This is a genomic window from Bifidobacterium sp. SKU, from assembly GCF_026016405.1.
Classification (GTDB): Bacteria; Actinomycetota; Actinomycetes; order Actinomycetales; family Bifidobacteriaceae; genus Bifidobacterium; species Bifidobacterium bifidum.
In genome coordinates this window covers 1,101,413-1,125,391 of sequence record NZ_CP092890.1, presented here as the reverse complement: position 1 = coordinate 1,125,391, position 23,979 = coordinate 1,101,413, and the positions used below count along the sequence as shown (strand labels likewise).

The 23,979-nt window shown below is 63.9% G+C and carries 21 protein-coding genes; 4 read left to right on the top strand and 17 right to left on the bottom strand.

What is annotated here, in order from left to right:
• Positions 1 to 54 precede the first annotated feature (54 nt).
• The 3 genes from MMB49_RS04730 to MMB49_RS04720 form a co-directional block, all read right to left on the bottom strand.
• Positions 55 to 2,562 (bottom strand): excinuclease ABC subunit A, encoded by a 2,508-nt coding sequence (locus MMB49_RS04730; protein ID WP_047272165.1) that lies wholly within the window; start codon positions 2,560 to 2,562, stop codon positions 55 to 57.
• Positions 2,563 to 2,862: 300 nt separating this feature from the next.
• Complete coding sequence (locus MMB49_RS04725; RefSeq protein ID WP_229940975.1) at positions 2,863 to 3,195, bottom strand: hypothetical protein; 333 nt, start codon at positions 3,193 to 3,195, stop codon at positions 2,863 to 2,865.
• A 192-nt stretch (positions 3,196 to 3,387) separates the two neighbouring features.
• The gene (locus MMB49_RS04720; protein WP_003816654.1) at positions 3,388 to 3,618 is read right to left on the bottom strand and encodes a hypothetical protein; all 231 of its coding nucleotides are present in this window, start codon (positions 3,616 to 3,618) and stop codon (positions 3,388 to 3,390) included.
• 269 nt (positions 3,619 to 3,887) lie between these two features.
• On the opposite strand from MMB49_RS04720, the gene MMB49_RS04715 reads away from it, so the two are divergent.
• The gene (locus MMB49_RS04715) at positions 3,888 to 5,039 is read left to right on the top strand and encodes a DUF6591 domain-containing protein (RefSeq protein ID WP_225841001.1); all 1,152 of its coding nucleotides are present in this window, start codon (positions 3,888 to 3,890) and stop codon (positions 5,037 to 5,039) included.
• Between the two features lie 189 nt (positions 5,040 to 5,228).
• Here the strand turns inward: MMB49_RS04715 and MMB49_RS04710 are convergent, their stop codons facing one another.
• The 10 genes from MMB49_RS04710 to MMB49_RS04665 all read right to left on the bottom strand — a co-directional run bounded on the left by MMB49_RS04710 (position 5,229) and on the right by MMB49_RS04665 (position 16,708).
• Entirely contained in the window at positions 5,229 to 6,272 is a 1,044-nt protein-coding gene (locus MMB49_RS04710; RefSeq protein WP_047272164.1) for a zinc-dependent alcohol dehydrogenase family protein, read from the bottom strand.
• A 40-nt stretch (positions 6,273 to 6,312) separates the two neighbouring features.
• A complete protein-coding gene (locus MMB49_RS04705; protein WP_082247889.1) occupies positions 6,313 to 6,777 on the bottom strand; it encodes a MerR family transcriptional regulator in 465 nt (154 codons plus the stop codon).
• A 108-nt stretch (positions 6,778 to 6,885) separates the two neighbouring features.
• Complete coding sequence (gene pyrE, locus MMB49_RS04700; protein ID WP_080959367.1) at positions 6,886 to 7,584, bottom strand: orotate phosphoribosyltransferase; 699 nt, start codon at positions 7,582 to 7,584, stop codon at positions 6,886 to 6,888.
• 21 nt (positions 7,585 to 7,605) lie between these two features.
• Positions 7,606 to 8,568 (bottom strand): dihydroorotate dehydrogenase, encoded by a 963-nt coding sequence (locus tag MMB49_RS04695; protein ID WP_047272163.1) that lies wholly within the window; start codon positions 8,566 to 8,568, stop codon positions 7,606 to 7,608.
• Positions 8,556 to 9,386 carry a dihydroorotate dehydrogenase electron transfer subunit gene (locus MMB49_RS04690; RefSeq protein WP_003816664.1) on the bottom strand — a complete coding sequence of 277 codons (831 nt, stop codon included), beginning with the start codon at positions 9,384 to 9,386 and terminating at the stop codon, positions 8,556 to 8,558. The genes MMB49_RS04695 and MMB49_RS04690 overlap by 13 nt, the downstream gene beginning before the upstream one ends.
• Positions 9,387 to 9,518: 132 nt before the next feature.
• Positions 9,519 to 10,484 (bottom strand): orotidine-5'-phosphate decarboxylase, encoded by a 966-nt coding sequence (pyrF, locus tag MMB49_RS04685; protein ID WP_013363449.1) that lies wholly within the window; start codon positions 10,482 to 10,484, stop codon positions 9,519 to 9,521.
• A gap of 70 nt (positions 10,485 to 10,554) precedes the next feature.
• Positions 10,555 to 11,979, bottom strand: a complete 1,425-nt coding sequence (locus MMB49_RS04680) for a dihydroorotase (RefSeq protein WP_047272162.1) — start codon at positions 11,977 to 11,979, stop codon at positions 10,555 to 10,557.
• A gap of 108 nt (positions 11,980 to 12,087) precedes the next feature.
• Positions 12,088 to 12,507 carry an aspartate carbamoyltransferase regulatory subunit gene (locus tag MMB49_RS04675; RefSeq protein WP_003816669.1) on the bottom strand — a complete coding sequence of 140 codons (420 nt, stop codon included), beginning with the start codon at positions 12,505 to 12,507 and terminating at the stop codon, positions 12,088 to 12,090.
• Complete coding sequence (gene pyrB, locus MMB49_RS04670) at positions 12,507 to 13,469, bottom strand: aspartate carbamoyltransferase (RefSeq protein WP_003816671.1); 963 nt, start codon at positions 13,467 to 13,469, stop codon at positions 12,507 to 12,509. Before pyrB ends, MMB49_RS04675 begins: the two co-directional genes overlap by 1 nt.
• Positions 13,470 to 13,609: 140 nt before the next feature.
• Positions 13,610 to 16,708 (bottom strand): bifunctional [glutamine synthetase] adenylyltransferase/[glutamine synthetase]-adenylyl-L-tyrosine phosphorylase, encoded by a 3,099-nt coding sequence (locus MMB49_RS04665; RefSeq protein ID WP_013363445.1) that lies wholly within the window; start codon positions 16,706 to 16,708, stop codon positions 13,610 to 13,612.
• Between the two features lie 81 nt (positions 16,709 to 16,789).
• Here MMB49_RS04665 and MMB49_RS04660 point away from each other — a divergent pair, with 81 nt between their 5' ends.
• Positions 16,790 to 17,122 (top strand): hypothetical protein, encoded by a 333-nt coding sequence (locus MMB49_RS04660; RefSeq protein ID WP_047272159.1) that lies wholly within the window; start codon positions 16,790 to 16,792, stop codon positions 17,120 to 17,122.
• Between the two features lie 116 nt (positions 17,123 to 17,238).
• Here MMB49_RS04660 and metF read toward each other — a convergent pair whose 3' ends face one another.
• The 4 genes from metF to MMB49_RS04640 all read right to left on the bottom strand — a co-directional run bounded on the left by metF (position 17,239) and on the right by MMB49_RS04640 (position 22,473).
• Entirely contained in the window at positions 17,239 to 18,087 is an 849-nt protein-coding gene (gene metF, locus MMB49_RS04655) for a methylenetetrahydrofolate reductase [NAD(P)H] (protein WP_013389889.1), read from the bottom strand.
• A gap of 142 nt (positions 18,088 to 18,229) precedes the next feature.
• Positions 18,230 to 20,536: a 5-methyltetrahydropteroyltriglutamate--homocysteine S-methyltransferase gene (gene metE / locus MMB49_RS04650; RefSeq protein ID WP_047272158.1), complete on the bottom strand. Its 2,307-nt coding sequence runs from the start codon at positions 20,534 to 20,536 to the stop codon at positions 18,230 to 18,232.
• A 159-nt stretch (positions 20,537 to 20,695) separates the two neighbouring features.
• A complete protein-coding gene (locus tag MMB49_RS04645; protein ID WP_014760190.1) occupies positions 20,696 to 21,253 on the bottom strand; it encodes a SixA phosphatase family protein in 558 nt (185 codons plus the stop codon).
• A gap of 119 nt (positions 21,254 to 21,372) precedes the next feature.
• Positions 21,373 to 22,473, bottom strand: coding sequence for a tRNA (adenine-N1)-methyltransferase (locus MMB49_RS04640; RefSeq protein WP_047272156.1), 1,101 nt, complete (start codon positions 22,471 to 22,473; stop codon positions 21,373 to 21,375).
• 240 nt (positions 22,474 to 22,713) lie between these two features.
• Here MMB49_RS04640 and MMB49_RS04635 point away from each other — a divergent pair, with 240 nt between their 5' ends.
• Together MMB49_RS04635 and MMB49_RS04630 are read left to right on the top strand one after the other, a co-directional pair.
• Positions 22,714 to 23,634 (top strand): alpha/beta hydrolase, encoded by a 921-nt coding sequence (locus tag MMB49_RS04635; RefSeq protein ID WP_003816197.1) that lies wholly within the window; start codon positions 22,714 to 22,716, stop codon positions 23,632 to 23,634.
• 117 nt (positions 23,635 to 23,751) lie between these two features.
• Positions 23,752 to 23,976 (top strand): permease, encoded by a 225-nt coding sequence (locus MMB49_RS04630; protein WP_229026605.1) that lies wholly within the window; start codon positions 23,752 to 23,754, stop codon positions 23,974 to 23,976.
• Positions 23,977 to 23,979: the final 3 nt, after the last annotated feature.

Sequence of the window (23,979 nt, the reverse complement as noted above, 5' to 3'; positions counted from 1 at the left end):
GCGGCATCCCTCGCAGCCGTGCATGACCGCCATGTGGGTCGCCCACGGATACAGTCACCTCAGGTACCGGCCCGTGATGCTGTTCGCATCGGCCGCGATCTGCTCCGGCGTGCCGGCGGCGACGATGCGTCCGCCGCTTTCGCCGCCGCCCGGCCCCATGTCGATCACCCAGTCGGCGTTGGCGATCACGTCGAGGTCATGTTCGATGACCACGACGGTCGCGCCGGACGCCACGAGTCGGTCAAACACGCCGAGCAGCACCCGCACATCGAGCGGATGCAGGCCGATGGTCGGCTCGTCGAACACGAACACGGCGTGCGACTGAGCCCTGCCCATTTCGCTGGCAAGCTTCAGGCGTTGCGCCTCACCGCCCGAAAGCGCCGGCGTCGGCTCGCCGAGCGTCAGGTAGCCCAGACCCAGATCGTGCAGCGTGATCAGTCGCGCATGCACCTTGCGCATGTCGACGGTCACGGCCAACGCCTGATCCACGCTCATCGCCATCAGCTGCGGCAGGGTGAGTTCGCGCCCGTCCTTGGTCGTGCGGTGAATCGCGTCGGCTTCGGGCGCATACCGGGAGCCCCGGCAGTCGGGGCATTCGATGTCGACGTCCGGCAGGAACTGCACGTCGAGCGAAATCGAACCGGTGCCGTCGCATGTAGGGCAGCGCAGTCTGCCGGTGTTGTAGGAGAAGTCGCCGGCCTTCCAACCGCCCGCCTTGGCTTCGTCGCTTCGGGCGAAGGCGCGGCGCAGGTCGTCGTGGATGTCGGCGTAGGTGGCCACGGTGGAACGCACGTTCGCGCCGATCGGCGTGGCGTCGATGAGGTTCGCGCGCTCGATGCCGTCGGCGTCGATCGAGCGCACATGCTCGGGCGGCTTCTCCCCCGCAGACCGTGCCTTGAGCGCGGGAATCAACGATTCGAGTACCATCGTGGTTTTGCCGGAGCCGGATACGCCGGTCACCGCCACCAGACGGCCGCGCGGAATATCAACATCCAGCGGCTTGACCGTATGCAGCTGACTGGTTGTCATGCGAATATGCCCAAGGTCGAACATATGCGAGACGGGCATGCACCCGCGTTCACGGACACTTTCGCCATCGGCTAGGAACGGCGCGATGCGGCTGCGCGGATTCGCCGCCACGTCGCCGACCGTGCCCTGCGCGATCACATGCCCGCCTTCGGCACCGGCGACCGGACCCATTTCAATGAGATGATCGCATGCCTTGAGCACACGCACATCATGGTCGACGACCACCACGGAGTTGCCATCCGCCACGAGGTCACGCATCACGCCGAGCAGACCGTCCACATTCGCCGGGTGCAGGCCGATGGACGGTTCGTCGAGCACGTAGAGCACGCCGGTGGTGCGGTTGCGCACGGCGCGGGCCAATTGCACGCGCTGGCGTTCGCCGGTCGACAGGGTCGCTCCGGCGCGATCGAGCGCGAGGTAGCCGAGTCCGAGCTCCAACAACCGGCGGGCCACATCGAGGAAGGATTCGCAGATGTTCGTCGCCATCGGGCGCATGTCGGCCCCGAGCGACCCGGGCACGCTACGCACCCAGTCCACCGCCGCGTCCAAGGTCATCGCGCTCGCCTCGGCGAGATTCAGTCCGCGCACCCGTGGGGTGCGCGCCGCCTCGCTGAGCCTCGTGCCGCCGCAATCCGGGCAGGTTTTCTCCTCGAGGAACCGCGCCACGCGTTTCAGCCCCTTCTCGTCCTTGGCTTTGGCGAGCGCGTTCTCGACGGTGTACACGGCGTTGAAATACGTGAAGTCGAGTTCGGCGAAGTCGTCGCCTTTCTTCGGCTTGTACAGGATGTGCTTCTTGACGGCCGGGCCATTGAAGACGATGTCGCGTTCTTTGGGGGTGAGGTCCTTGAACGGCACGTCGGTGCGCACGCCCATCGCGCCGGCGACCTGTTTCATCAGGTCCCACATCAACGAACCCCATGGCAGCACCGCGCCCTCGTCGATGCTTTTCGATTCGTCGGGTACGAGCGCCGCGCGGTTCACCTCGCGCACGATGCCGGTGCCGGCGCAGGCCGGGCATGCGCCGGCCGAGTTGAAGGCCAAGGATTCAGCGCCGGGCGCGTGAAAATCCTTGCCGCAATTCGCGCAGACGATGGGCAGGCCGGCGGCCACGTTGAGAGTCGGTTCGCTGCGTGCGCCGCAATGCGGGCACACATGTGAGGCGAGACGTGAGAACAACAGACGCAGGCTGTTGAGCAATTCGGTCATCGTGCCGAAGGTGGAGCGTATGCCGGGCACCGCGGGCCGCTGGTGCAGGGCCAGCGCGGCGGGCACGTGCAGTACTTCGTCCACCTGCGCGCGGCTCGCTTGGGTGAGGCGGCGGCGCGTGTACGTGGACAGCGCCTCCAAATAGCGCCGTGAGCCTTCGGCATACAGCACGCCGAGTGCGAGCGAGCTCTTGCCCGAACCGGAGACGCCGGCCACACCGACCAGTTCGCCCAGAGGCACGTCGACGTCGACATTCTTGAGGTTATGCACGCGCGCGCCGCGCACCTCGATCGACTCCGGGCGCGCATCGTCCCGTATCCGCTGCATATTGGGCACCCCCCTCACTCAAGTCTCCTACGACGCGTCACGTCATCGCCCATTGTAGGGACGCAACTGGCCAACAAGGGACATATTCGGACCGTTGCAAGCATCTATCTTCGTTGCAAGAGGTACATTCGACCTCCTGCAGAATGCTAACTGTCTTCAGAGAGGTACCGAATGGGAACCCTCGAGTACAAACGCCGTCATTGCAACGTTGATACTCGGGTTCTCATGTTTCAGGCACCTCATTGAACGCAGATAGCTCTCCGCAACAAGACAAATGTACCTCTTCCAAAGGAGAAACATCTACGAGGCATAGGCGTACGCCTCATAGGAAGCGTACTTGGGCAGACCATAGATCTGGATGGAGAACGCGCGGGATTCGCCTTTGGCCGGTTTACGCACATACTCACTACGCCAGAACACGAAGTTCCCCTTCTCGTCGCGCAGGATGAGCGAAATGGCGACATCCGAGCCGTAGACGCCATCACCGTTGTCATCGTCGCGCTCGCAGACGTAATGGTCGAGCGTCACGCCGTCCACGTAGTCGTAAATGACCACGAACATGTCGGGCAGCTCGTAGGCCGCCTCGACGCGCGGCAGCCGCGACGAAGCGCATTCGGCGAGTGTGGGGACCACAGTCGCCGCCTCGCCAGCCGCAGCGGCATCTTCTTGCGCACGAACGGCCCGGCTCCATCGAGGCTCACCATTTCGGTGACGCCGTATGCGCCGTCCGCCAGCACCCGTTCGACGCAGTAGGCGTCGCCGAGCATCATGGCGTGCATGGTCTGCCGTTCGTCCATAATCGTCGTCGTCCCCCGAGCGCCGCGGTCAGTCCGCGTCGAGCAGCGTCGGCTCGTTCATGCGGTACAGCTCGTCATCCGTGGCGACGCGGTCACGACCCTGTCGCAGGCACCAAATGATGATCGCGTCGCGCCGCTGCCTGCAGTACAGTTCGGGCACTCCGGCGAGACGCAGCAGCCGTTGCGTTTCGATGTCGTCGCTGGCGAGCAGACGTTCCAGCAGTTCCTCGGTCAGATGCGCCGGATCGTTGACGTTCATGCCTCGCCTTCCCTTGGTATGTCTTCACATGCCGGACCGCCGGGAGATCTCCCGTCGGGAGCGTCAATCGACTGGCCCGTTCGTTTCACTGTGACCAGACTACATGGCGCGGCGGCGTGCGGCACGGCTCCGGTGCCGGAATCATCCATGCGGAAAAACTTGCCGAAATTCAGTTGGCAACTGATGACGGGCCGCCGCATCGCCCATGACAATGGACGATGTCACCAGTGTCCGCGCATAAACGCGCGATTGAAGAGAAAGAGCAGACCATGACGAACCCATCCGATTTCACGCCACAGCCACCCCAAGGATCGGGGCCGCAACCCGTCCAGCCCAATCAGCCCATGCCGGTCCAGCCCGCGGGGAACACCGTGCCGCCGCAGACGCCGGGCGTCATCCCCATCGTCCCCGGCACTCCTAACAATCCCAATACACCCGACGCACCCAATGTCCGCAACAAGAAGACCTCCAAGCTGGCGGTGTTCGCGATCATCGTCGCCGCGGTGTTCCTGCTGATCGCCTTCATCGGTGTGAACAGCTGGAGTCTGTTGGCGTTCTTCGCGCTGTTGCCGGTATTGTTGTCCGGATTCGCCGTCTACACAACCCGCAAGGACGGCAAGGCGCAGGGGCGCGTGCTCGCCTGGGTCGCGGTCGGTATCACCGTGGTGGCGCTGATCGTCGGCGGCGTGGATGTCGTACGCAACGGCCTCGAGGCCAAGGCCTCTCATGACGCCGCGGAACAGGCCGCGAAGGAAGCCGCGAAGGCCAAATGCGACGCCTACTCATGGCCGACGACCGATCTGGCCAGTCAGCTGCCCAAGCCGGAATCCGCCAAGGGTAAGATCGAGAGGGATAGCTCGAGCACGTTCTACATCAAGGTGTGCGGCACCGATGCCACCGCGTACGACAACTATGTCAAGGCTCTGCAGGAGAAGGGATTCACCGTCGACTACTTCAGGAGCTCCTCCGTGTTCAACGCGAAGAACGCCGCCGGCTACTCGGTCAATATCAGATACGATTCCAAGGGCGACTCCATCATGGCCATTTACGTCTTCGCCCCGGACGACTCCTCGACTTCCGGCACATCCGGGAACGGCGCTACGCAAAACAACGGTGATTCGGGTTCCGGCGACGCTTCCACCGGATCCAGCTCCGACGCCGATTTCAAGGCCGCGATGGACAGCTACGAGTCGCTGATGAACGAGTACGCCGACTTCATGGAGAAGTACAACGCCGGCGGGCACCCGGCGAGCATGGCGGCCGACTACGCGAAGATAATGGTCAAGTACAACGATGCCATGAAGAAGCTCGACGCCATCGACGAGAATTCGCTGACCCCCGAAGAGCAGCAGTACTATATCGAGGTTCAGACCCGCGTGAATCAGCGACTCGCTTCGGTGGGCGCCTCGACGGCGCAGTAGACGCGCGCCGGGTTTTCAGAGAACGGTTCTCAATAAGAAAAGTGCGAGCCGGCGCTGAGGCCAAAACGAACAAGGGGATGCCAGGAACGTTGCAATTCCGGGCATCCCCTTGATGTTCGATTGTGCTGTTTTGTGAGGAATCCTCGCACGTTTCTTATTGAGAACGATTCGCTGATACAACCGCCTCGCCTAGAGGCGAATCAGCGCCTTGATGACCTTGCGCTGGTCCATCGCCTCGTAGGCGTCCTGGATATGGTCGAGGTCGTACTCGGCGGTGAACACGCGACCGGGGTTGATTTCGCCCTTGAGCACCGCATCCAGCAGACCGTCATCGAGGTCATAGTGGCGCACGGGAGCCGGGCCGCCCTTGATGCCGATGTTGCCGTAGAACGTGCCTTCGGCGCTGATCTCCACGTCGTGCGGCAGGCCCACACGACCAATCACGCCACCGCGGCGAATCAGGCCAATCGCCGTGTCGAAGGACTGCTTGGAGCCCACGCATTCGAGAACTGCGTCCGCACCATAGCCACCGGTCATCTCCAGCACCTTGTCAATAGCCTCTTGGCCACGCTCGGGCACGATATCAGTCGCACCGAATTCGCGGGCGAGCGCCGCGCGATCCTCGTGACGGCTCATGGCAATAATGCGCGTGGCACCGCGCATCTTGGCGGCAATCACACCGCACAGGCCAACTGCGCCATCGCCCATGACCACGGCGGTGTCACCGGGCTTGACCTCGGCAGAAACCGCCGCGTGATAACCGGTGGACATCACATCGGAAACGGTCAGCAGCGAAGCAAGCGTCGCGTCATCGTAGTCTTCCGGCGAACCGGGCACCTTGACCACGGTGCCGTCCGCCTCCGGTACGCGCAGGTATTCGGCCTGACAGGCGGAGAAGTAGCCGCCGTGAGGGCATACGGATTCGAAGCCAGCCTTGCACACCGGGCATTTACCGCAGCTGTACGGGAATGGCACAACCACGAAATCGCCGGGCTTGACGGATTCGACCGCCGCGCCAACCTCTTCGACCACACCGATGGACTCGTGACCCACCTGGCTGTGTGCGGCCTGTCCGCTCAGCCCACGGAAGAACCACAAATCAGAGCCACACACGCACGTGCGCACCACGCGGATCACGATGTCATCATCCTGTTCAAGCGTCGCCTTCGGCACTTCTTCCACGGCCATCTTGCCAGGCTCCACGAAAATCGCGGCTTTCATCATTTCGGTCATGTCAATCACTCCTTTGTTGGGAATATCTGTCTATTGTCGTTTATTGTTTGACGTCGGTTTGCAGGCGCTTCACCTGTTCGATGATGTTCCGGTTTTCTTCGATGAGCTGCTGCGCCTCCTCGTCGCGCCCCTCAGCCTTAGCCCGCCAGTACAGTGTCTTGAACGATACGTACGCCTGCTGCATTCGAATGGATTCGGCTTTGGCAGCGAGACGCAGGGCCTGCGCGTCGAGCAGTTCCAGCTGGCGGCGTGCACCTTCTCGCCCGCCCTGCGAGTTGGCGAGGTATGTGCGCATCGATTCGAGCGGCATGCCCGTGGCTGCGAGACAGGATACTGTGGTCAGCCGTTCGAGATCGGCGTCCGAATAGGCGCGATGCCCCGAACTCGGGTCGCGAGTGATGGGAGCGATAATGCCGATCTGCTCGTAGTAGCGCAGCGTGGACTCCGGAAGCCCGGAAATCATCGACGCCTCGCGAATCGTATGCCATGTGGTCGTTGTGCTCATATCGTCAACTCTAAAAACCTCAAGTACTTGAAGTAAAACGGCGACACGCCCATAAGAAAACGGGCTACGGCAAATGCAATGCCGCAGCCCGTCAGCGCCGGATACGAATCAGGCGCCGTAGCGTTCGAGATAGTCGTCGGCCGCGCTCTTGATGGCGTCGGTCACGTACGGCTGGCCGTCGGACGTGACGATGTTGCGCCCGGCCTCGAAGATCTCGCGCACATTGGCGATGGCGAGCACGGGGAATCCGAATTCCTTCTCGACCGCGGCCACCGCGGACAGGTCGGAGTCCTTCGTCTTCTCCATACGGTCGACACTCAACACCAGACCGACGATGTCGACGTCGGCCTCGGCCTTGAGCTTGGGGATGACCTCGCGCACCGCGGTTCCTGCGGTCATCACGTCGTCGACGAGCAGCACCTTCATGCCGTCGGCCAGCTGCGTGCCGACCATCATGCCACCGTCGCCGTGGTCCTTTTTCTCCTTGCGGTCGAACGTGTAGCCGACCTGCATGCCGTGGCCGGAGGTCAGCGCGATCGCGGTGGATACGGCCAGCGGAATGCCCTTATAAGCCGGGCCGAACACCGTGTCGATGTCGTGCGGAAGATGCCCGGCCTTGATCTCCTCGGCGATCTTCTCGGCGTAGAACGCACCCAGCGTGGCGATCTTGCGACCGTCATTGAACGCGCCGGCGTTGATGAAATACGGCGATTGACGCCCTGATTTCAGGGTGAAGTCGCCGAACTTCAGCGCGTTCGATTCCAGCAGGAATTCGGTGAAGCGATGGTCAAGAGTCGCGATGGTCACAATACCCTCCTCAATTGATGGTTATCTCCAAGTCTCCCCCGCTGCGAGCTTCGCCGCAAGTTCGGGCCTTGAATCCAACAGGTCGTCGAGCTCGCGGGCCACGCGCAGTGGTGCCGTCGGATCGTACAGGGCAGCCGCGCCGACCTCGACGGCGTTCGCGCCCGCATACAGGTATTCCAGTGCCTTCTCCCCCGAGTCGATGCCGCCGATGCCGATGATCGGAATGTCGGGCAGCGCCTGACGCACGCGCCACACGTAGCTCAGCGCGATCGGGAAGATCGCCGGGCCGGACACGCCGCCCGTGCGGTTCGAGAGGATCGGTTCGCCGGTGCGGATGTCGATGCGCATGCCGACCAGCGTGTTGATGAGGCTCAGCGCGTCGGCGCCGGCATCCACCGCGGCCCGTGCGATCGTCGTGATGTCGGTGACGTTGGGCGACAGTTTCACGATCATCGGCTTTGAGGTGATCTTGCGCAGGCGGTCGATCAGGCGGTGCAGCGCCTCCGGGTCGGTTCCGACGCTCATGCCGCCGTGATTGACGTTGGGGCAGCTGACGTTGATCTCCAGCATGTCGGCGCGCGAGTCGGCCAGTTTCGCCACGACTTCGGCGTACTCGTCGTCGCTGTGCCCGGCGACATTGGTGATGACCGTGGCTCCGAGGTCCTTGAGCTTGGGCAGCTCGTCCACCAGATAATGATCCACGCCGGGATTCTGCAACCCCACGGAGTTCACCATGCCGGCGGGGGTCTCCGCCGTGCGCGGGCCGGGATTGCCCTGCCATGGCTCTGGGGACACGCCCTTGGTGCAGATGGCGCCCATCTGGCTCACGTCATAGAACCAACGGCATGCCGCGAGCTGGAACGTCCCGGACGCGGTGCCGACGGGGTTCTTCCATTCGACGCCGGCGACGATGGTCGAATGCTTCCACTGGTGCGGCTCATATACGTTCGTGTCGGTGATGGCATCCATGGTCACGCCTCCCATCCGAGCTGCTGGGCGGTGAACACCGGTCCGTCAGAGCACACCTTGCTGCGCCCGGCGACCGTATCGACCACGCAGGTCACGCATGTGCCGTATCCGCATCCCATGCGCTGCTCCATGCTGAGCTGGCATTCGATGCCCCGCGCGGTCGTCCACAGGGCCACCGCCTTCATCATCGGCAGCGGGCCGCACGACAGCACGACCGGCTCCAGGCCGCCGGCCGCCAGTTCCCCTTGTGATTCCATGCGGTCAAGCAACGTGATGACGTTGCCTTCCGACTCGTCGATGCTCAGCGTGCGGTGTGCGTAAGGGCTCACGATCTCATCGGCGAAATGCACGTTCCTGTAGCCGAACACCGCGGTCGAGTGTGACTTTTCCGACGCCTGCAACCGTTGCGCGGCATAGATCAGCGGCGGCACGCCCAGGCCTCCGCCAACCAGCAGATAGTGTGCGTCGCGTTTCGTGTTGAACGGGCGGCCGAGCGGGCCGAGCACGTCGATCCGGTCCCCGGCATGAAGACGCGAGAACTCCTGCGTCCCCTTGCCGACGACGGCGAAGATGACGCTGACCAGATCGTCGCGCACCTCACTCACCCCGAACGGACGCGGCATCAGCATCATGCTGTCATGGCTGAACAGGTTGACGAACTGCGCCGCCTTGGCGTGGGCGGCGATGTATCCGTCGCGGAACGTCAGGCGGAATACGCCGTCCGACAGCCTGCGCACATCGGTGACGTCGACGGCATGTCGTCCGGGGAAGAAACCGGCGGAAGTCGCTTGGCTTACGACATCATCGACCGGCGTGAAGGTGGCTGCTGGCATACACTCCTCCATCCATGTGACCATCAGTTCAAGATTACGGCATGACGATGCCGTGACGCGCTCGTGGCGCAACGAAATGCGGTGATTCGGCGGCGTCTCCCGAAGCCGAATCACCGCATGCGGCTCACCGCCTCAGCGGTACACGTTGACGCGCAGGTCGTCGCGCATGTCCTGCGCGGCCTTGCGGGCGCAGCGCGCCACCAGGTCGAGCGCGTCGTCGGCGCTCATGTCCTCGCGGTATTCCTCGCTCTTGCGCCATGCGCCGATGATGCCGCGCGAGGAGTTCACGATGGCACCGGAGCCGTCGGCGTCGAACATCCCGGCGACGTCGCCCGCCTTGCCTCCCTGCGCGCCGTACCCCGGCACGAGGAAGAAAGTGTGGGGCATCCGGGCTCTAAGCGCTTTGCCCTCCTGCGGATGGGTCGCGCCGACGACCGCGCCGACGTGCGAATACCCGTGGCGTCCGATGGTGTCGGCGCCCCAGCCCTCCACCAGGTCCGCTGTACGCTCGTACAGCTTCTCGCCGCCGGCAAGCTCCAGCTCCTGCAATTCGGAGCTGGAAGGGTTGGACGTCCGTACAAGAACGAAGATGTCCTTGTCGTGCGCCGTGGCTGCCTCGACGAACGGCGTGATGCCATCCGTGCCGAGATAAGGGTTGACGGTGACGGCATCCTCGTGCCAGGGGTCATACAGTCCGTCGCCGTCGGTGACTCCGGACAGATGACCGGCGTATGCGGCGGCCGTGGATCCGATGTCGCCGCGCTTGATGTCGCCGAGCACGTACAGGCCCTGCTGCTGGGCGTATTCGCAGGTCATCGTGTATGTGTCGACCCCGGCCGGGCCGATCGCCTCATACATGGCGATCTGCGGCTTGACCGCGGGCACGATGTCGGCGACCGCATCGATGATCGCCCGGTTGAATTCGAAATACGCTACGGCCAGACGTGCCGCGGGCAATTCGGACTCATCCTCGATGGATTCCCGCACCTCGTCGGTGAACGAATCCACGACCTGCGGCGGGACCAGCGCAGGCGTCGGATCGAGTCCGACGACGCTGGGGTTCTGTGCCTCCTCGATGGCTTCGATCAAACGATCCATGCGTGGTGCTTCCTTTCATGTGTCTGTCCCGCCGCTGACGGCGGGTTTGCGGGCCGGTTCGAATCTGCCGTCAGTGAATGCGGCTGAATACCAGCGTGGAGCCGATGACGGTCGCCAGCGGACGCCCGGTGACATGCCATCCGCCGAAGGGCGTGTTGCGGGCCTTGGACAGGAACTTCTCGGGGTCGACGGTCCATGCCTCGGACGTGTTGAGGATGGCGAGGTCGACGTTCTCCGGGTGCTCCACGGCGGACAGGTCCAGAGTGCGCTTGGACGCGCAGGGGGCGGTGACGTTGAGCAGCGCGGCGACGTCGGTCGGCCGGTGGCCCATCAGGCGCGAGGGCGCGACGCTCATCAGCTCGATGAGCCGCTGGTCGGAGATGTAACCCCCGTCGACCAGCACCTTGTGGCACACGCCGTACGCGCATTCCAGCCCGATGATGCCATTGGGCGCCTCCAGGAAGCCGCGTTCCTTCTCCTCCAGCGTGTGGGGCGCATGATCGGTGGCCAGCAGGTCGACCGTGCCATCCGCGATCGCGGCAATCGTTGCCTGACGATCCGCGGCCGATCGCAGAGGCGGGTTCATCTTCGCCAGCGTGCCGTATTCGAGCAGGTCCTCGTCGCACAGCGCCAGATAGTGCGGCGCGGTCTCACAGGTGATTGGCAGCCCTTCCGCCTTGGCCTTGCGGATCGCGTCGAAGGAGATGGCCGTACTGACATGCTGGAAGTGGATGTGCACGCCGGTCTCGCGCGCCTTCTCGATGTCGCGCGCGACGATCTTCAGTTCGGTGTCCTCCGGGATTCCCGGCACGCCGAGCTTGCGGGAAACCGGGCCGTCGTTGACCGCACCGGTGTCGTGATGCTCGCAATGCTCGATGAGATACAGGCCGCTCTCCTTGACGTTGGCGAGCACCTGGTCGAGGAGGCCGAGCGTCACCGCGGCCCCGTCGTCGCTGATGGCGGTGACCGGGTGGGCCAGTTGCCACGCGTCCTTGCCATCCATGTCATGGCCGTCGAGATGGCGCAGCCAGTCGGCCGGGTCGCTCGCCTCGACGCCGGCGCGGTCCTTGGAGGCGCATACGCACAGGTCGTAGCGCACCGGCAGCGACACGTCGTGCACCCGCTCGTAATGCTGCAGGTAGTCGATGACGTCGCTGCAGCCTGCGTCCAGCACCTCCGCGGCACCGGATGCGCCGGCCTTCACCGCACGCCCGTCCATGGCGGGGACAGTGTTCGGCATGATGAGTACGTTCGTGTAGCCGCCCGACGCAGCCGCCCTGCAGCCGGACACCATGGATTCCTTATAGGTCTGGCCGGGATCGCGGAAATGCACGTGCGGATCGGCGAAGCCGGGGGCGACCGTCAGCCCGGTGGCGTCGAAGTCACCTTCGATGACGCCGCCGTCCTCCGGCTGATTGCGTGCGTCGGCCGAGGGAATCACCATGTCGATGATCTCGCCGGTGTCCCAGACGCGAATGTTGCGTAAGGTCAGCATATGCATCTCCTTGTGGGGTTGGCTCTGATGAAGACGGTTGCACCCGCTGGACCGCGGTTTCGGTCGCCAGGGCTTGACGTCCGAAACCGCGAAACGACGGGCGTGAGGTCAGAACTTGGCTTCCTCGTCGCAGTAGTCGCAGCGGTACTCCTGACGCTGCGAATGCACGAGATGGAACATCTGGTCGATGCCACGCTCGGTGGTGGTCACGCAACGGGGATTCACGCAGGTGATGATGTTCACCACGTGTTCCGGCAGCGTGGGCTTGAGCTTGCGGACGATCTTGCCGCCGCGCACGATGCCGACGGTGGCCTGACGGGCGACCAGGCCGAGCACGTCGAGATCGACGTTTTCCTCATCCTCGATCTTGATGATGTCCTTCGTGCCGTACAGGTGGCTGTCGGCGTTCATGATGAGCGCCAGCCGCGTCTTGGACGGATCGATCTTCAGGTACTCCAGCACCTTGAGCGCGGTGCCGGCGGGCACATGGTCGATGATGATGCCGTTTTGAATGCTGGTGACTTCCATCAGGCCTGAACCTCCTTGGGGTCGAGCGGCTCATATCCCGGCAGCTGGTCTCCGACCACCGAGCTTTCCAATGCCATACGCATGAGCATGCCGTTCTTGACCTGCTCGAAGTAGGCGGCGCGCGGGTCAGCGTCGACCTCGACGGCGATCTCGTTGATGCGCGGCAGCGGGTGCAGCACGGCCATGCTCGGCTTGGCCTTGGAGAGCTTGTCCTCGTCGAGGATGTACGTGTCGCGCAGACGCAGGTAGTCATCCTCGTTGAAGAAGCGCTCCTGCTGCACGCGGGTCATGTACAGCACGTCGAGGTCGCCGATCACGGAGACGAGGTCCTTGACCTCCACGTAGGAGCAGGACGGCGTCGCCTTGATGCGGTCGATCACATAGCGCGGGGTCTTGAGCTCGTCGGGGCTGATCAGCACGAAACGCACGTTGCCGAAGCGGCACAGCGTCTCGATCAGCGAATGCACGGTGCGGCCGAACGTCAGATCGCCGCACAGGCCGATGGTCAGGTCGGTGACACGACCGAAGCGCGATTGCAGCGTCGCCAAGTCGGCGAGCGTCTGCGTGGGGTGCATGTGGCCGCCGTCGCCCGCGTTGATCACGGGCACGGACGCGGCGCGCGAGGCGACCAGCGCCGCTCCCTCCTTCGGATGGCGGATGGCGACCACGTCCACGTAGTTGGACACGGTCTTGAGCGTGTCGGCGATGGACTCGCCCTTGGACACCGAGGCGAGCTGCGCGCCGGCGAACCCGATGACCTGGCCGCCGAGACGCAGCATGGCGGTCTCGAAGCTCAGGCGAGTGCGCGTGCTGGGCTCATAAAAAAGCGTGGCCAACACCCTGCCGTCGCAGGTATGCGCCACGCGTTTGCGGTTCGCATCGATGTATGCCGCCTTGTGCAGCAAATCTCGAATCTGGGAAATGGAAAGCGTATCCAGCGTGATGACGCTTTGACCGACCAACGGCGTCTCCGCCGGCTCCTCTGTGACTGACACAGCTCACCTTTCATGCGTGAAGCGGATAAGGTGGCCACTGAAGTGACCTATCCGACTATAATGCAGATTTCTGATTTTTCACAGGCGACACACACGACCGTCTCATATCAGCGTCCATAAAACAGATGCTCTGCCACGTCGCGGGCCTTGCGCATCGTTCCCATCAGGTCGTTTTCGAAATGCTGCCCGCGGTGGGCATCGTATCCCAGATACACGGCGATGCCGCCCAGCGAATACATGTCGTCGGGCAGGATGTCGGCCTGCGAGACGCGTCCGTTCCACAGGTAGTTGCCGTTGCGGGCCGCCGTGCACATGCGCCACGCCTTGCGCAGCACCGCCGCGTCCCCGCGGTCGATGAACCTGCGGCGTTCCAGCTCGTCCAGCGTCGCGAGTGTCGAATTCAGCCGCAGCGAGGCGTTGTCGCCGGCATGCTGCAGTTGCAGGAGCTGCACGGTCCATTCGACGTCCGACAGGCCGCCCTTGCCGAGTTTGAGATGCCTGTCGCGCCTCACGCCGCGCGGCAGGCGTTCGGCTTCCATGCGCGCCTTGAGCTTGCGGATCTCGCCGAGCTGTGCATCGGTGAGCGGGCTTATCGGGTATCGCAGCGGGTCCGCGATGTCGTGGAGGAAATCCTCGCCGAGCGCCCGGTCCCCGGCGACGAACCGGGCGCGCAGCAGCGCCTGATGTTCCCACGTGTTCGCCCATGACGAGTAGTACTCCCGGCAGGAGGCGTACGAGCGAATCAGCGGGCCGTTCTTGCCTTCGGGGCGAAGGTCCAGGTCGATCTCGATCTTCGGCTCAAGCGTGGTCGGCCCCTGCAGCACCTGCCGCAGCGCGTCGACCACCTTGCGGGCGAACTGGTTGGCGACCTGCTCGTCGGCGCCGTCCGCGGGCCTATACAGCAGGATCATGTCGGCGTCGGAGCTGAAATTGACCTCCTGGCCGCCGTAGCGTCCCATGCCGATCGCCGCGATCGCGGCAGGCGGCTCGCCGAGCCCCATCGCCGATGTCTGATAGCGGATCGCCCATGTCAAGGCCGCATCGATGATGGCGTCGTACACGTCGGTCATGCCGGTCAGGCACGCCGTCTCGTCCATCACGCCGCTGAGCCGGGCCAGACCGATGCGCTCGATCTCGTGGCGCCTCATGGCTCGCATCGATGTCGCGAAATCGTTGATGCCGTCGGCGTTGCGGCTCAGAGAGGACCGGCATTGCACGTCCAGGCTCTCGCGCGAGCGTGCGATCAGCGCGTCATCGTCGCCAAGCCAGGTGACCGACTCCACGGACTTGTTCAGCGCGTCGCCGAGGAAACGGGAGTTCGACAGGACGTGGCACAGCCGTTGCGCGGCCGAATTGGAGTCGCGCAGGAAGCCCAGGTACTCGCTGTCCGTGCCGAAACGCTCCTCAAGCTTGCGCCAGTTCAGCAACCCCATGTCGGGGTTCTGCCCCTGCCCCAGCCATTGCAGAACAGCCGGCAACAGTATGCGGTTGATCTTGGAGGCTCGGGACACGCCTGCGGTGAGCACGGCCACATGCCGCATGGCGGCCTCCGGATCGGCGAATCCGATGGATGCGAACCGTTCGTAGGCCACCTGCGGGGCGAGCGAGAAATCCTCGCCGTTCAACGCCGCGATCGGCAGCATCGGGCGGTAGTAGATGTCCATGTGCAGCCGGCGCACCTCGCGCCGCGTCTCGTCGTATTTCGCGACCAGCTCCTCGGCGTGCAGGCCAAACGCGCGGGCGAGCCTGCGCAGCTCGGGGTTCTGGCTGAGCTTTTCGACGTTGACGTCGCGCTTCTTCTCAAGTCCGCCGACGCTGCCGTCGCCGAGGTCGGGGAACAGGTGCGTGCGTTTGAGCGCCCACATCTGCTGACGATGCTCCATCACCCGTTCGAAGCTGTAATCCCGGGCGAGTTTCGCGGCCTGCTTGCGCGACACGTAGCCGCCCTCGGACAGCCTGCGCAGCGATTCCAGCGTGGCGCTGGCGCGCAGCGTCTCATCGGTGCGGCCATGCACGAGCTGCAGCATCTGCACGGTGAATTCCACATCGCGCAGGCCGCCGCGGCCAAGTTTGATCTCGCGGTCCTTGAGCGCGGGCGCGATGAGGTCCTCGACGCGCTTGCGCATCTGCTGACAGTCGTAGACGAAGTTCTTGCGCTTCGACGCGCTCCACACCATAGGCCTGGTCATGCTCATGTATGCGTCGCCGATCTGCGGGTCCCCCGCGACCGGGCGCGCCTTAAGGAGCGCCTGGAACTCCCAGTTCTGCGCCCATTTCTCGTAGTATGCCTGATGTGATTCCAGTGTGCGCACGAGGGAGCCGTCCTTGCCTTCCGGCCGCAGTCCCCCGTCAATCTGCCACAGTGCCGGTTCGGCGACTCCCATAATCACCGACTGGCACACGCGCTGCAACATCGTGCCCATCTTCGTGCCGATGCGGTACAGCTGCTGCTGGCTGGTGTCCGCGTCGGCGGCCTTCACCACGTAGATCAGGTCGACGTCGGACACGTAGTTGAGTTCGCGCGCGCCGAGCTTGCCCATACCGATGATGGCGAAACGGCAGTGCTCGCTGCCGGTGATCTCATGCCGGGCTATGGCGAGGGCGCCTTCAAGGGCCGCATCGGCGAGGTCGGACAGCTCACTGCTGATGCGCGGCTGCAGGGCGATGGGGTCGTCGCTCATGGTATCCTGCGCGATGATGGCGGCCAACTGGTTGCGGTACGTCCTGCGCAGGGCGGTGGCGGCGTCGGCAAGGTCCATCGTGGCTGTCGGGGACATGCGGTCGTTCGGGTCGGCTCCGACGGATTCGAGCACGTGCGCCCGGCGCTGGTCATGGTTGTAGAGGTGACTGTTGCAGTGGTCGGTCGCCGCGGCCTGAACCAGGTCGGGGCGGAACCGCATCAGCTTGCCCATCGCGTCGGAGACGCCGAGCACGGCGACCAGCTGTCGGAACGCCGTGTCGTCGGGCATGATGTCGTCCAGCGCGCGGCCCTGGCTCACCTGCGCGTTGACGATGTCGACGAGGTTGCGCAGCGCGACATCGGGATCACAGACATGCTGAAGCGCGTCAAGCAGCAGGCCGCAGCGTGCCGCATCGAATCCGCTGGCGGAGAGCTGGCGGAACAGTGAACGGGCTTCGTCGAGATTCTGCAGGCCTGCGTGGATGAGTTCGCGCGCGCTGGTGTCAAAGGTTCCCGGAACAGTCATAACCTACAATTTTACAAGAAACCGTGCTTCCTCGGCCGCGATGACACGGCCGTGTCGTGGCCGGATGGACATAATGGCGGTATGCAACTGTCATCCGCAGAACTGATCGTAACCATCGTCTCCGCTATCGTCGGCTTGCTGATGGGCTTTGTTTCCGGTGCCATGCCGCTGCAGCCGCAGAGGATGACGCCTGTGCAGGCGACCGTGCAGAAGGTGCTCGGCTTCGCCATCGTCGCGGTCGTCGTCGTGCTTGCCCTGGCCTCCATGAACGTCGCCATGTGGACGACGCTCATCGCCGTGGCTCTGGGCATCGCTATCGCCAACGTTCCGGTGATTCGCCGGGCCGTGACCACGCGGATCGCGTGGTTCGCGCCCAAACCCGACTTCAGGCGCAGCAAGCGTCGCCGTCGCTGACGGCAGATACGCGGCGTGCTGTTGCCGGCCGCGCATTCTCATATGGTTGGGGCCAGACAGCCGCATGACTGTCTGGCCCCAACGATTTTGCCGTAATCGGCTGTTTGCCGGGAGTGTCATTCCACGGTGAACAGCGGCTCCACGTTGCGCCATATGCGGCGTGTGGTGGCGGGATGATTCATCGAATACAGGTGCACGCCGTCGACGCCGTGGGCCACGAGGTCCGCGATCTGGTCGGAGGCGTAGATGATGCCGGCCGCGCGCAGGTTCTGGATGTCGTCTCCCCAGCGGTCGAGCAGTGCTTCGAGCTTAGCCGGGATGCGCGAGGCATTGACCTTCGCCATGCGCCGCACCGACTTCGCGCCGCGCACGGGCATGATGCCCGCCTCGATCGGCACGTCGATGCCGGCCGCATGAGCCTTGTCGAGGAAACGGTAGAAGTCGTCGTTGTCGTAGAACAGCTGGGAGATCAGATGCGTGACGCCGGCGTCCACCTTGATTTTCAGGTTCCCGATGTCCTCGTCGAGCGAGGCGGCCGAATAGTGGCCTTCAGGATAGCAGGCGCCGAACACCTTGAGGCCGGGCTTGCGGTCGTGGATGTAGGTCGCGAGGTCGCTGGCGTGGTTGAAGCGACCGACCGGCTCCTCGCCGTCGATGTAGTCGCCGCGCAGGGCGAGCACGGCGGAGACGCCTGCCGCCTCGAACATGTCGAGCGCCTCGTCGATCTTCGCCTCGTCCGAGTACAGGGCGGTCAGATGCGCCACGGCAGGGATGCCGTATTCCCCGTGGATCGTGTTGGCGATGCGCGCGGTGGCGGTGCGATCCGAATGCGTGCCGTGCCCGTAGGTGACCGAGATGAAGTCGGGGTTCAGGCCTTCGAGCCCGTCAAGCGTGTCGTAGATGGTCCCGACGGGGGCGTCCCGCTTGGGAGGGAACACCTCCAGCGAAAACATGGGTGTGTGCATATCAGGTTCCTTACTACAAGTATGAAGTTGCCCCCGCCGGCGGGGCTGTCCGGCCGATGCCGGACTGGGGGTGGTCGGGTCATGCTCCACCACCCCCAGTCGCCTACGGCGACAACCTCCGCCAGCAGGGGCCTATAGGGTCCTACTTCGTGATCTTGGCGCGAACCGCCTTGGCGGCGGCGACCATGTGCTCAAGACTCGGCCAGGTCTCGGCGTTACCACGGGTCTTCAGACCGCAGTCGGGGTTGATCCACACTTTCTCGATGTCCATCTTCTTGAGAATCTCGTAGATGCGGTCCTCAATCTCCTGCTCGCCGGGGATGCGCGGCGAGTGGATGTCGTAGACGCCCGGGCCAGCCTCGGTCTCGAAGTGCGCGTCATGGATCGCGTCAAGCACGACCAGATCGCCACGGGACGCCTCGAAGGAGATTACGTCGGCGTCCATCGCGTCGATGTCGCGGATGATGTCGTTGAACTCCGAGTAGCACATGTGCGTGTGGATCTGCGTGGTCGGCTTGACTGCGGAGTGCACGAGACGGAACGCCGGGATGGCCCAGTCAAGGTACTTGGCGTGCCAGTCGGTCTTGCGCAGCGGCAGCTTCTCGCGCAGCGCGGCCTCGTCGATCTGGATGACCTTGATGCCGGCGGCCTCCAGGTCGAGCACCTCGTCGCGGATGGCGAGAGCCAGCTGCTGGGTCTGCTGCTCGTGCGTGATGTCCTCGCGCGGCCAGGACCAGTTGAGGATGGTCACCGGGCCGGTGAGCATGCCCTTCATCACATGGTTGGTGCGGGACTGCGCGTAGGCGGACCATTCCACCGTGATCGGGTTGGCGCGGGAGACGTCGCCCCACACGATCGGAGGCTTGACGCAGCGCGTGCCGTAGGACTGCACCCAGGCGTTCTTGGTGAACAGGAAGCCGTTGAGGTTCTGTCCGAAGTACTCGACCATGTCGTTGCGCTCGAACTCGCCGTGAACCAGCACATCGAGGCCGATCTGCTCCTGGTGCCTGATGCAGGCGTCGATCTGGGCCTTCATGAACTCGTCGTATTCGGCCTTGGTGATCTCGCCCTTACGCAGCTTGGCGCGTTCGGCGCGAATCTCCTTGGTCTGCGGGAAGGAGCCGATGGTGGTGGTGGGCAGCAGCGGCAGGCCAAGGGCGACACGCTGCTCCTTCTGACGCTCGGCGCGGGCCGGCTGGCGCACGAAGTCGGCGTCGGTGAGCTTGGCGATGCGCTCGGCGACCGCCGGATCGGCGGCAACGCGGGTGCCGTCGAACAGCGCCTGGTTGGCGGCCAGATCGGCGGATGCCTTCTTGGCGTCCTCATCGGAGTCGGCGAGGACGGCGATCTCCTTGAGCTCGGTCAGCTTCTCGACAGCGAACGCGAAGTGCTTGAGCACGGCCGGGTCAAGGGCGGTCTCACCCTCGGTGCTGAACGGCACGTGCAGCAGGGAGCTGGCGGTGGACACCGCCACGTTGTCGGTCTTCTGGCGAAGCGCGTCGATCAGGCCGAGGCTGACGGCGTAGTTGTTGCGCCAGATGTTGCGGCCGTTGACCACGCCCGCGAACAGGGTGGTGTTCTCGGCGACGCCGTACTTCTCGACCGCGGCGAGGTTCTCGTCCTTGCCTTCGTTGAGGTCGAGGCCGATGCCGTCGAAGCCCAGCAGGTTCACGGTCTCGTACACGTCGGCGATGTGGCCGAAGTACGTGTTGAGCAGCACCTTGATCTTATCTTCGCGAGCGGGCAGGATCTTCGCGTACAGGCTCTTGAAGAGGGAGACGTCGCCGTCCTCCTTGTCGAGCACGAGGTACGGCTCGTCGAGCTGCAGCCACTGGGCGCCGAGTGCGGCGAAGCGCTTGATCACTTCCGCGTAGACGGCGGCGACCGCGTTCACCAGGCCCTTGTCGTAGGTGAGCTCCTCGGCCTGCGCGTTGCGGGCGAGCTTGAGGAAGGTGTAGGGGCCGATCAGCACCGGCTTGGTGAGGATGCCCCGGGCCTTTGCCTCGTTGAACTCGTCGAACGGCTTGGTGCCGTTGAGGCGGATCTCGGTGCTCTCCTCGATTTCAGGAACGATGTAGTGGTAGTTGGTGGTGAACCACTTCTTCATCGGCAGGGCGGTCACGTCGCCCTTGTCGCCCTGATAGCCGCGGCCCATGGCGAACAGCGTCTCCTCGGGGTTCGTGAAGGCGAGTCGCTTGTAACGCTGCGGGATGACATTGAGCAGGATCGCGGTGTCCAGCATCTGGTCATAGTAGCTGAAGTCGTTGCTGGGGATGAGATCGACGCCGGCCTGTGCCTGCAGCTTCCAGTGCTTCGCGCGAAGTTCCTCGGCAGTGCCGCGCACCTCGTCGAGTGAGGCGGCGCCCTTCCAGTAGGCTTCGATGATCTTCTTCAGTTCACGATTCTGTCCGATGCGCGGGAATCCCGAGACGGATGTAAGTGCAGGCATGAATCCTCCGTTATGTACGACTATGACCCGCCTAGATTACCAAAACCCGCCGATTGCGAGGCCATCAGAAGCATTAAGGTGTCGTTATAAACGGTGGTTATAACACAAGCCGGCCGTCACCGTTCGCGAGAGAGGCCGGCCGGCAAAAAGGCGTCATCCCTAGTCGAAATCCTTGGGACTGAGCACGGCGAGCAGCTCGGCGTCGTGTACCTGCCAGCGGCTGAACGGCTGATCGGAGCCGAACACCACCACGGAGGCGGTGGACATGCCCAGGTTGAGCAGATCCAGCTTGACCATGTCCGAATCCGAGGAGGCGAGCCACTGGCAGCTCACCGAAACGGTCGGCTCATGGCCGAGGACCATCAGGACCCGGGTCTTGTCCTTGGCGTTGGCGAGCTCGTCGAACACGGCCTGCATGCCGCCGTCGTACAGGGCCTGGCGGTATTCGACCTTGGGATGGTCGCCGAATACCTTGAGCATTCTCTCCAGCGTCTGCCGGGCGCGGACCGCGCCAGAGCACGCGACGCGGTCGGGCAGCAGTTTCATGCCGACGAGCCCCTTGGCGACGATCTTCGCCTGCTTCTCGCCCTTGTCGGTTATCTCGCGATCATGGTCGCCCTTGTCGTTGAACGGTTCCGCCTTCGCGTGCCGCATGACCAGCAGCACGTGGGAATAGTTCTTCGCCTTTTTCTCGACCTTGCTGAGATTCACGCCCATTCTTCAGGACCTTTCCGTACGACGTCACTGCCTCCATTGTGGCAGACGAGGGGCGCTCGACTTCCCGTCATCACCAAATCATTGCCTGCCGTTAAGATTCGCCGCGCCTGATTGGGCTGTCAGATCGCCGTCGCCTCCCCTTGCTCGCAGGCCTGGTCGTCCTGCGACAGTCGGGACGTCTGCAGGTCGAGGTCACGCAGCACCTTGCGCAGCTTGTGGTCCGAAATGTCGCGCAGCTCCAGATCGTCCAGCTGGGCCTCGCGCTGTTCGGGGGTGAGCGAATCGATGTCAGTGGTCGTATCCTTGGTGGCGCGGTCGCGTTTGCGCAGGGCCGCGAACCCCTCCGCCATCGCGCGGGAGACCACGAGGAAGCCGGTGTGGCCGATCATCGCATGGTCCGGCCGCACGGCGAGCCCCTGCGCCTTCCACGTGCGTTCCAGCGTCTCCTGGATGGCGGGATCGGTCCAATGGCCGGCTTCGCGCAGAGCCTCGACGAGTCGGCTCATTTGCGTGGTGGTGGTGATGTAGGCGATGAGGACGCCGCCGGGCGCGATGACCCGGTACGCTTGTTCGAGCCTGTTCCACGGGTCGAGCATGTCGAGCACGATGCGGTCGAAGGAGTGCTCCGGCAGGCTGGCCGCGACCGAGTCGAAGTCGCCGGTCTTGAGGTCCCACCACCGCGGGCGTTCGCCGTAATACAGCGTGGCGTTCGCGTCGGCCACACGGGCGAATTCGGGTCGCAGCTCGATGGTGGTCAGGTGGCCGGACTCCCCCACCGCATCCAGCAGGTTGACGCTCATCGCGCCCGATCCGGCACCAGATTCGAGCACGTTGAGGCCGCTTCGGATGTCGCCGAGCTGGATGACCTGCGCGATGTCCTTCGGGTACATGATCTGGGCGCCGCGCGGCATGGAGAGCACGTAGTCGGCGAGACGGGGGCGCATGACCGCATACTGCCAGCCGCCGATCGCACGGGTCGCCTTCCAAGGCTTGTTCCGGTCGCGTTCGGGATGGTTCGCATTGACCTGAGCCTCGCGCTTGGCGGTGACGGTGGTGACGACCACGCCCTCGGTGCGGCCTATCACGTCGTCGTGCAGAATGATCCCGTGCTCGGTCTGGGTGACGCCACCGGCGGTCAGCTGGTCGGTGATCTTCTTGCCCTTGCGGTCGGTGAATTGGATCTTCTCGCCTGCGACGATCGGCCCGCGTCTCGGGTTCATGGCATCTCCTTGGGGTGAGTTTCTGAGCTGTACACAGTTTAGCGTACCCGCGCGCTGCGTTCCGGATGTAGCAGCGAATCGTTCTCAATAAGAAAAGTGCGAGGATTCCGAACATTTCCGCACAATCGAACATTTCAGAGACCGGCAAAATACCGGGCTTAGGAAGTAATCCGTGTTCGTTTCCTCACATAACGGACTCGCACCTTTCTTATTGAGAACCATTCGCTGTAACATTGCCTCATGCCGAATATCACGCCGTCAGAAGACCGAACCGTCGAAACCGTCCACGTACCGAATAATCCCACGCTCACCGGCCTGGCCCGGCTCACCCGCAATGTGGCGTATCGCACCGGGGCCGATGATCTGGTGATGGACATCATCGCGCCGCAATCCACCGGCGACGATGATGACCGCCGCTACCCCACCGTGGTGTTCGTGCAGGGTAGCGCGTGGACCACACCGGACCGTGATTACGAGATCCCGCAGCTATCCGAACTGGCGCGAGAGGGATTCGTGGTGGCGACGGTGAACCATCGCAACGCCTCGCGTGACGCCAGTGCCGTGTTCCCTGCCTATCTGAAGGATGTCAAGGCGGCGATCCGGTACCTGCGGGCGAACGCGCGGCAGTGGCACATCGACCCTGAGCGGCTGGGCATCTGGGGCACGTCGTCCGGCGGCAACACGTCTCTGCTGGTGGGGCTCACTGCCGACGACCCGCGGTATGAAGACGGCAGTTATGCCACCGAAAGCGACGCGGTGAGCTTCGTGGTCAGCTGCTTCCCGCCCACCGACATGATGGAGGCGATCGACGCGTTCGGCAACGAAGATGACCCGTTCCGGCTGTACTATTTCGGCCCGTTCGCCGCAGTGGTCGGGGCGACCCATGAAACCGGATTGAGCGACGACGTGCGCCGCCGGGCGGCCGACATGAGCCCGTACCTGCAGGTGCGTGACGGGGTGGCCTATCCGCCGACGATGCTGCTGCACGGCACCGCCGACACCGTGGTCCCCTACCGGCAGTCGGTCAAGATGCACAAGAGGCTTCTCGAACACGGCGTGGACTCGCGGCTGGTGCTGGTCGACGGCGCAGAACACGAGCGCGACTTCTGGAGCCCGCAGGTGTTCGATATGATCTTCGATTTCATTCGGGAGCGGTGCTGAGATAATCGGACCGTATTGGGTCGGGGATAACTTGTATTCGATTCCCGGAAAAGCTTCTAACAAATGCCGTGTGAGCACACGCACGGCAGTGGCACATCAGGCACTATGGTGGCGGGTATGACTTCGGTTCGTGCTGTCGAGCAGACGCGGATGGGGATTGCCGCGCTGCTCGTTTCCAATATCGGCTGGGGCGTGCTGCCGCTGTACTGGCACGCGCTGTCCGGCATGAATGCCATCAGCGTGCTGGCGTATCGGCTGATCGCCACGCTGGTGGTCATGATTGCGCTGCTGATGGCGTTCCGCCGCTATCGCGCATATCATCGCGCGATCGCCGCGCTTTGACGC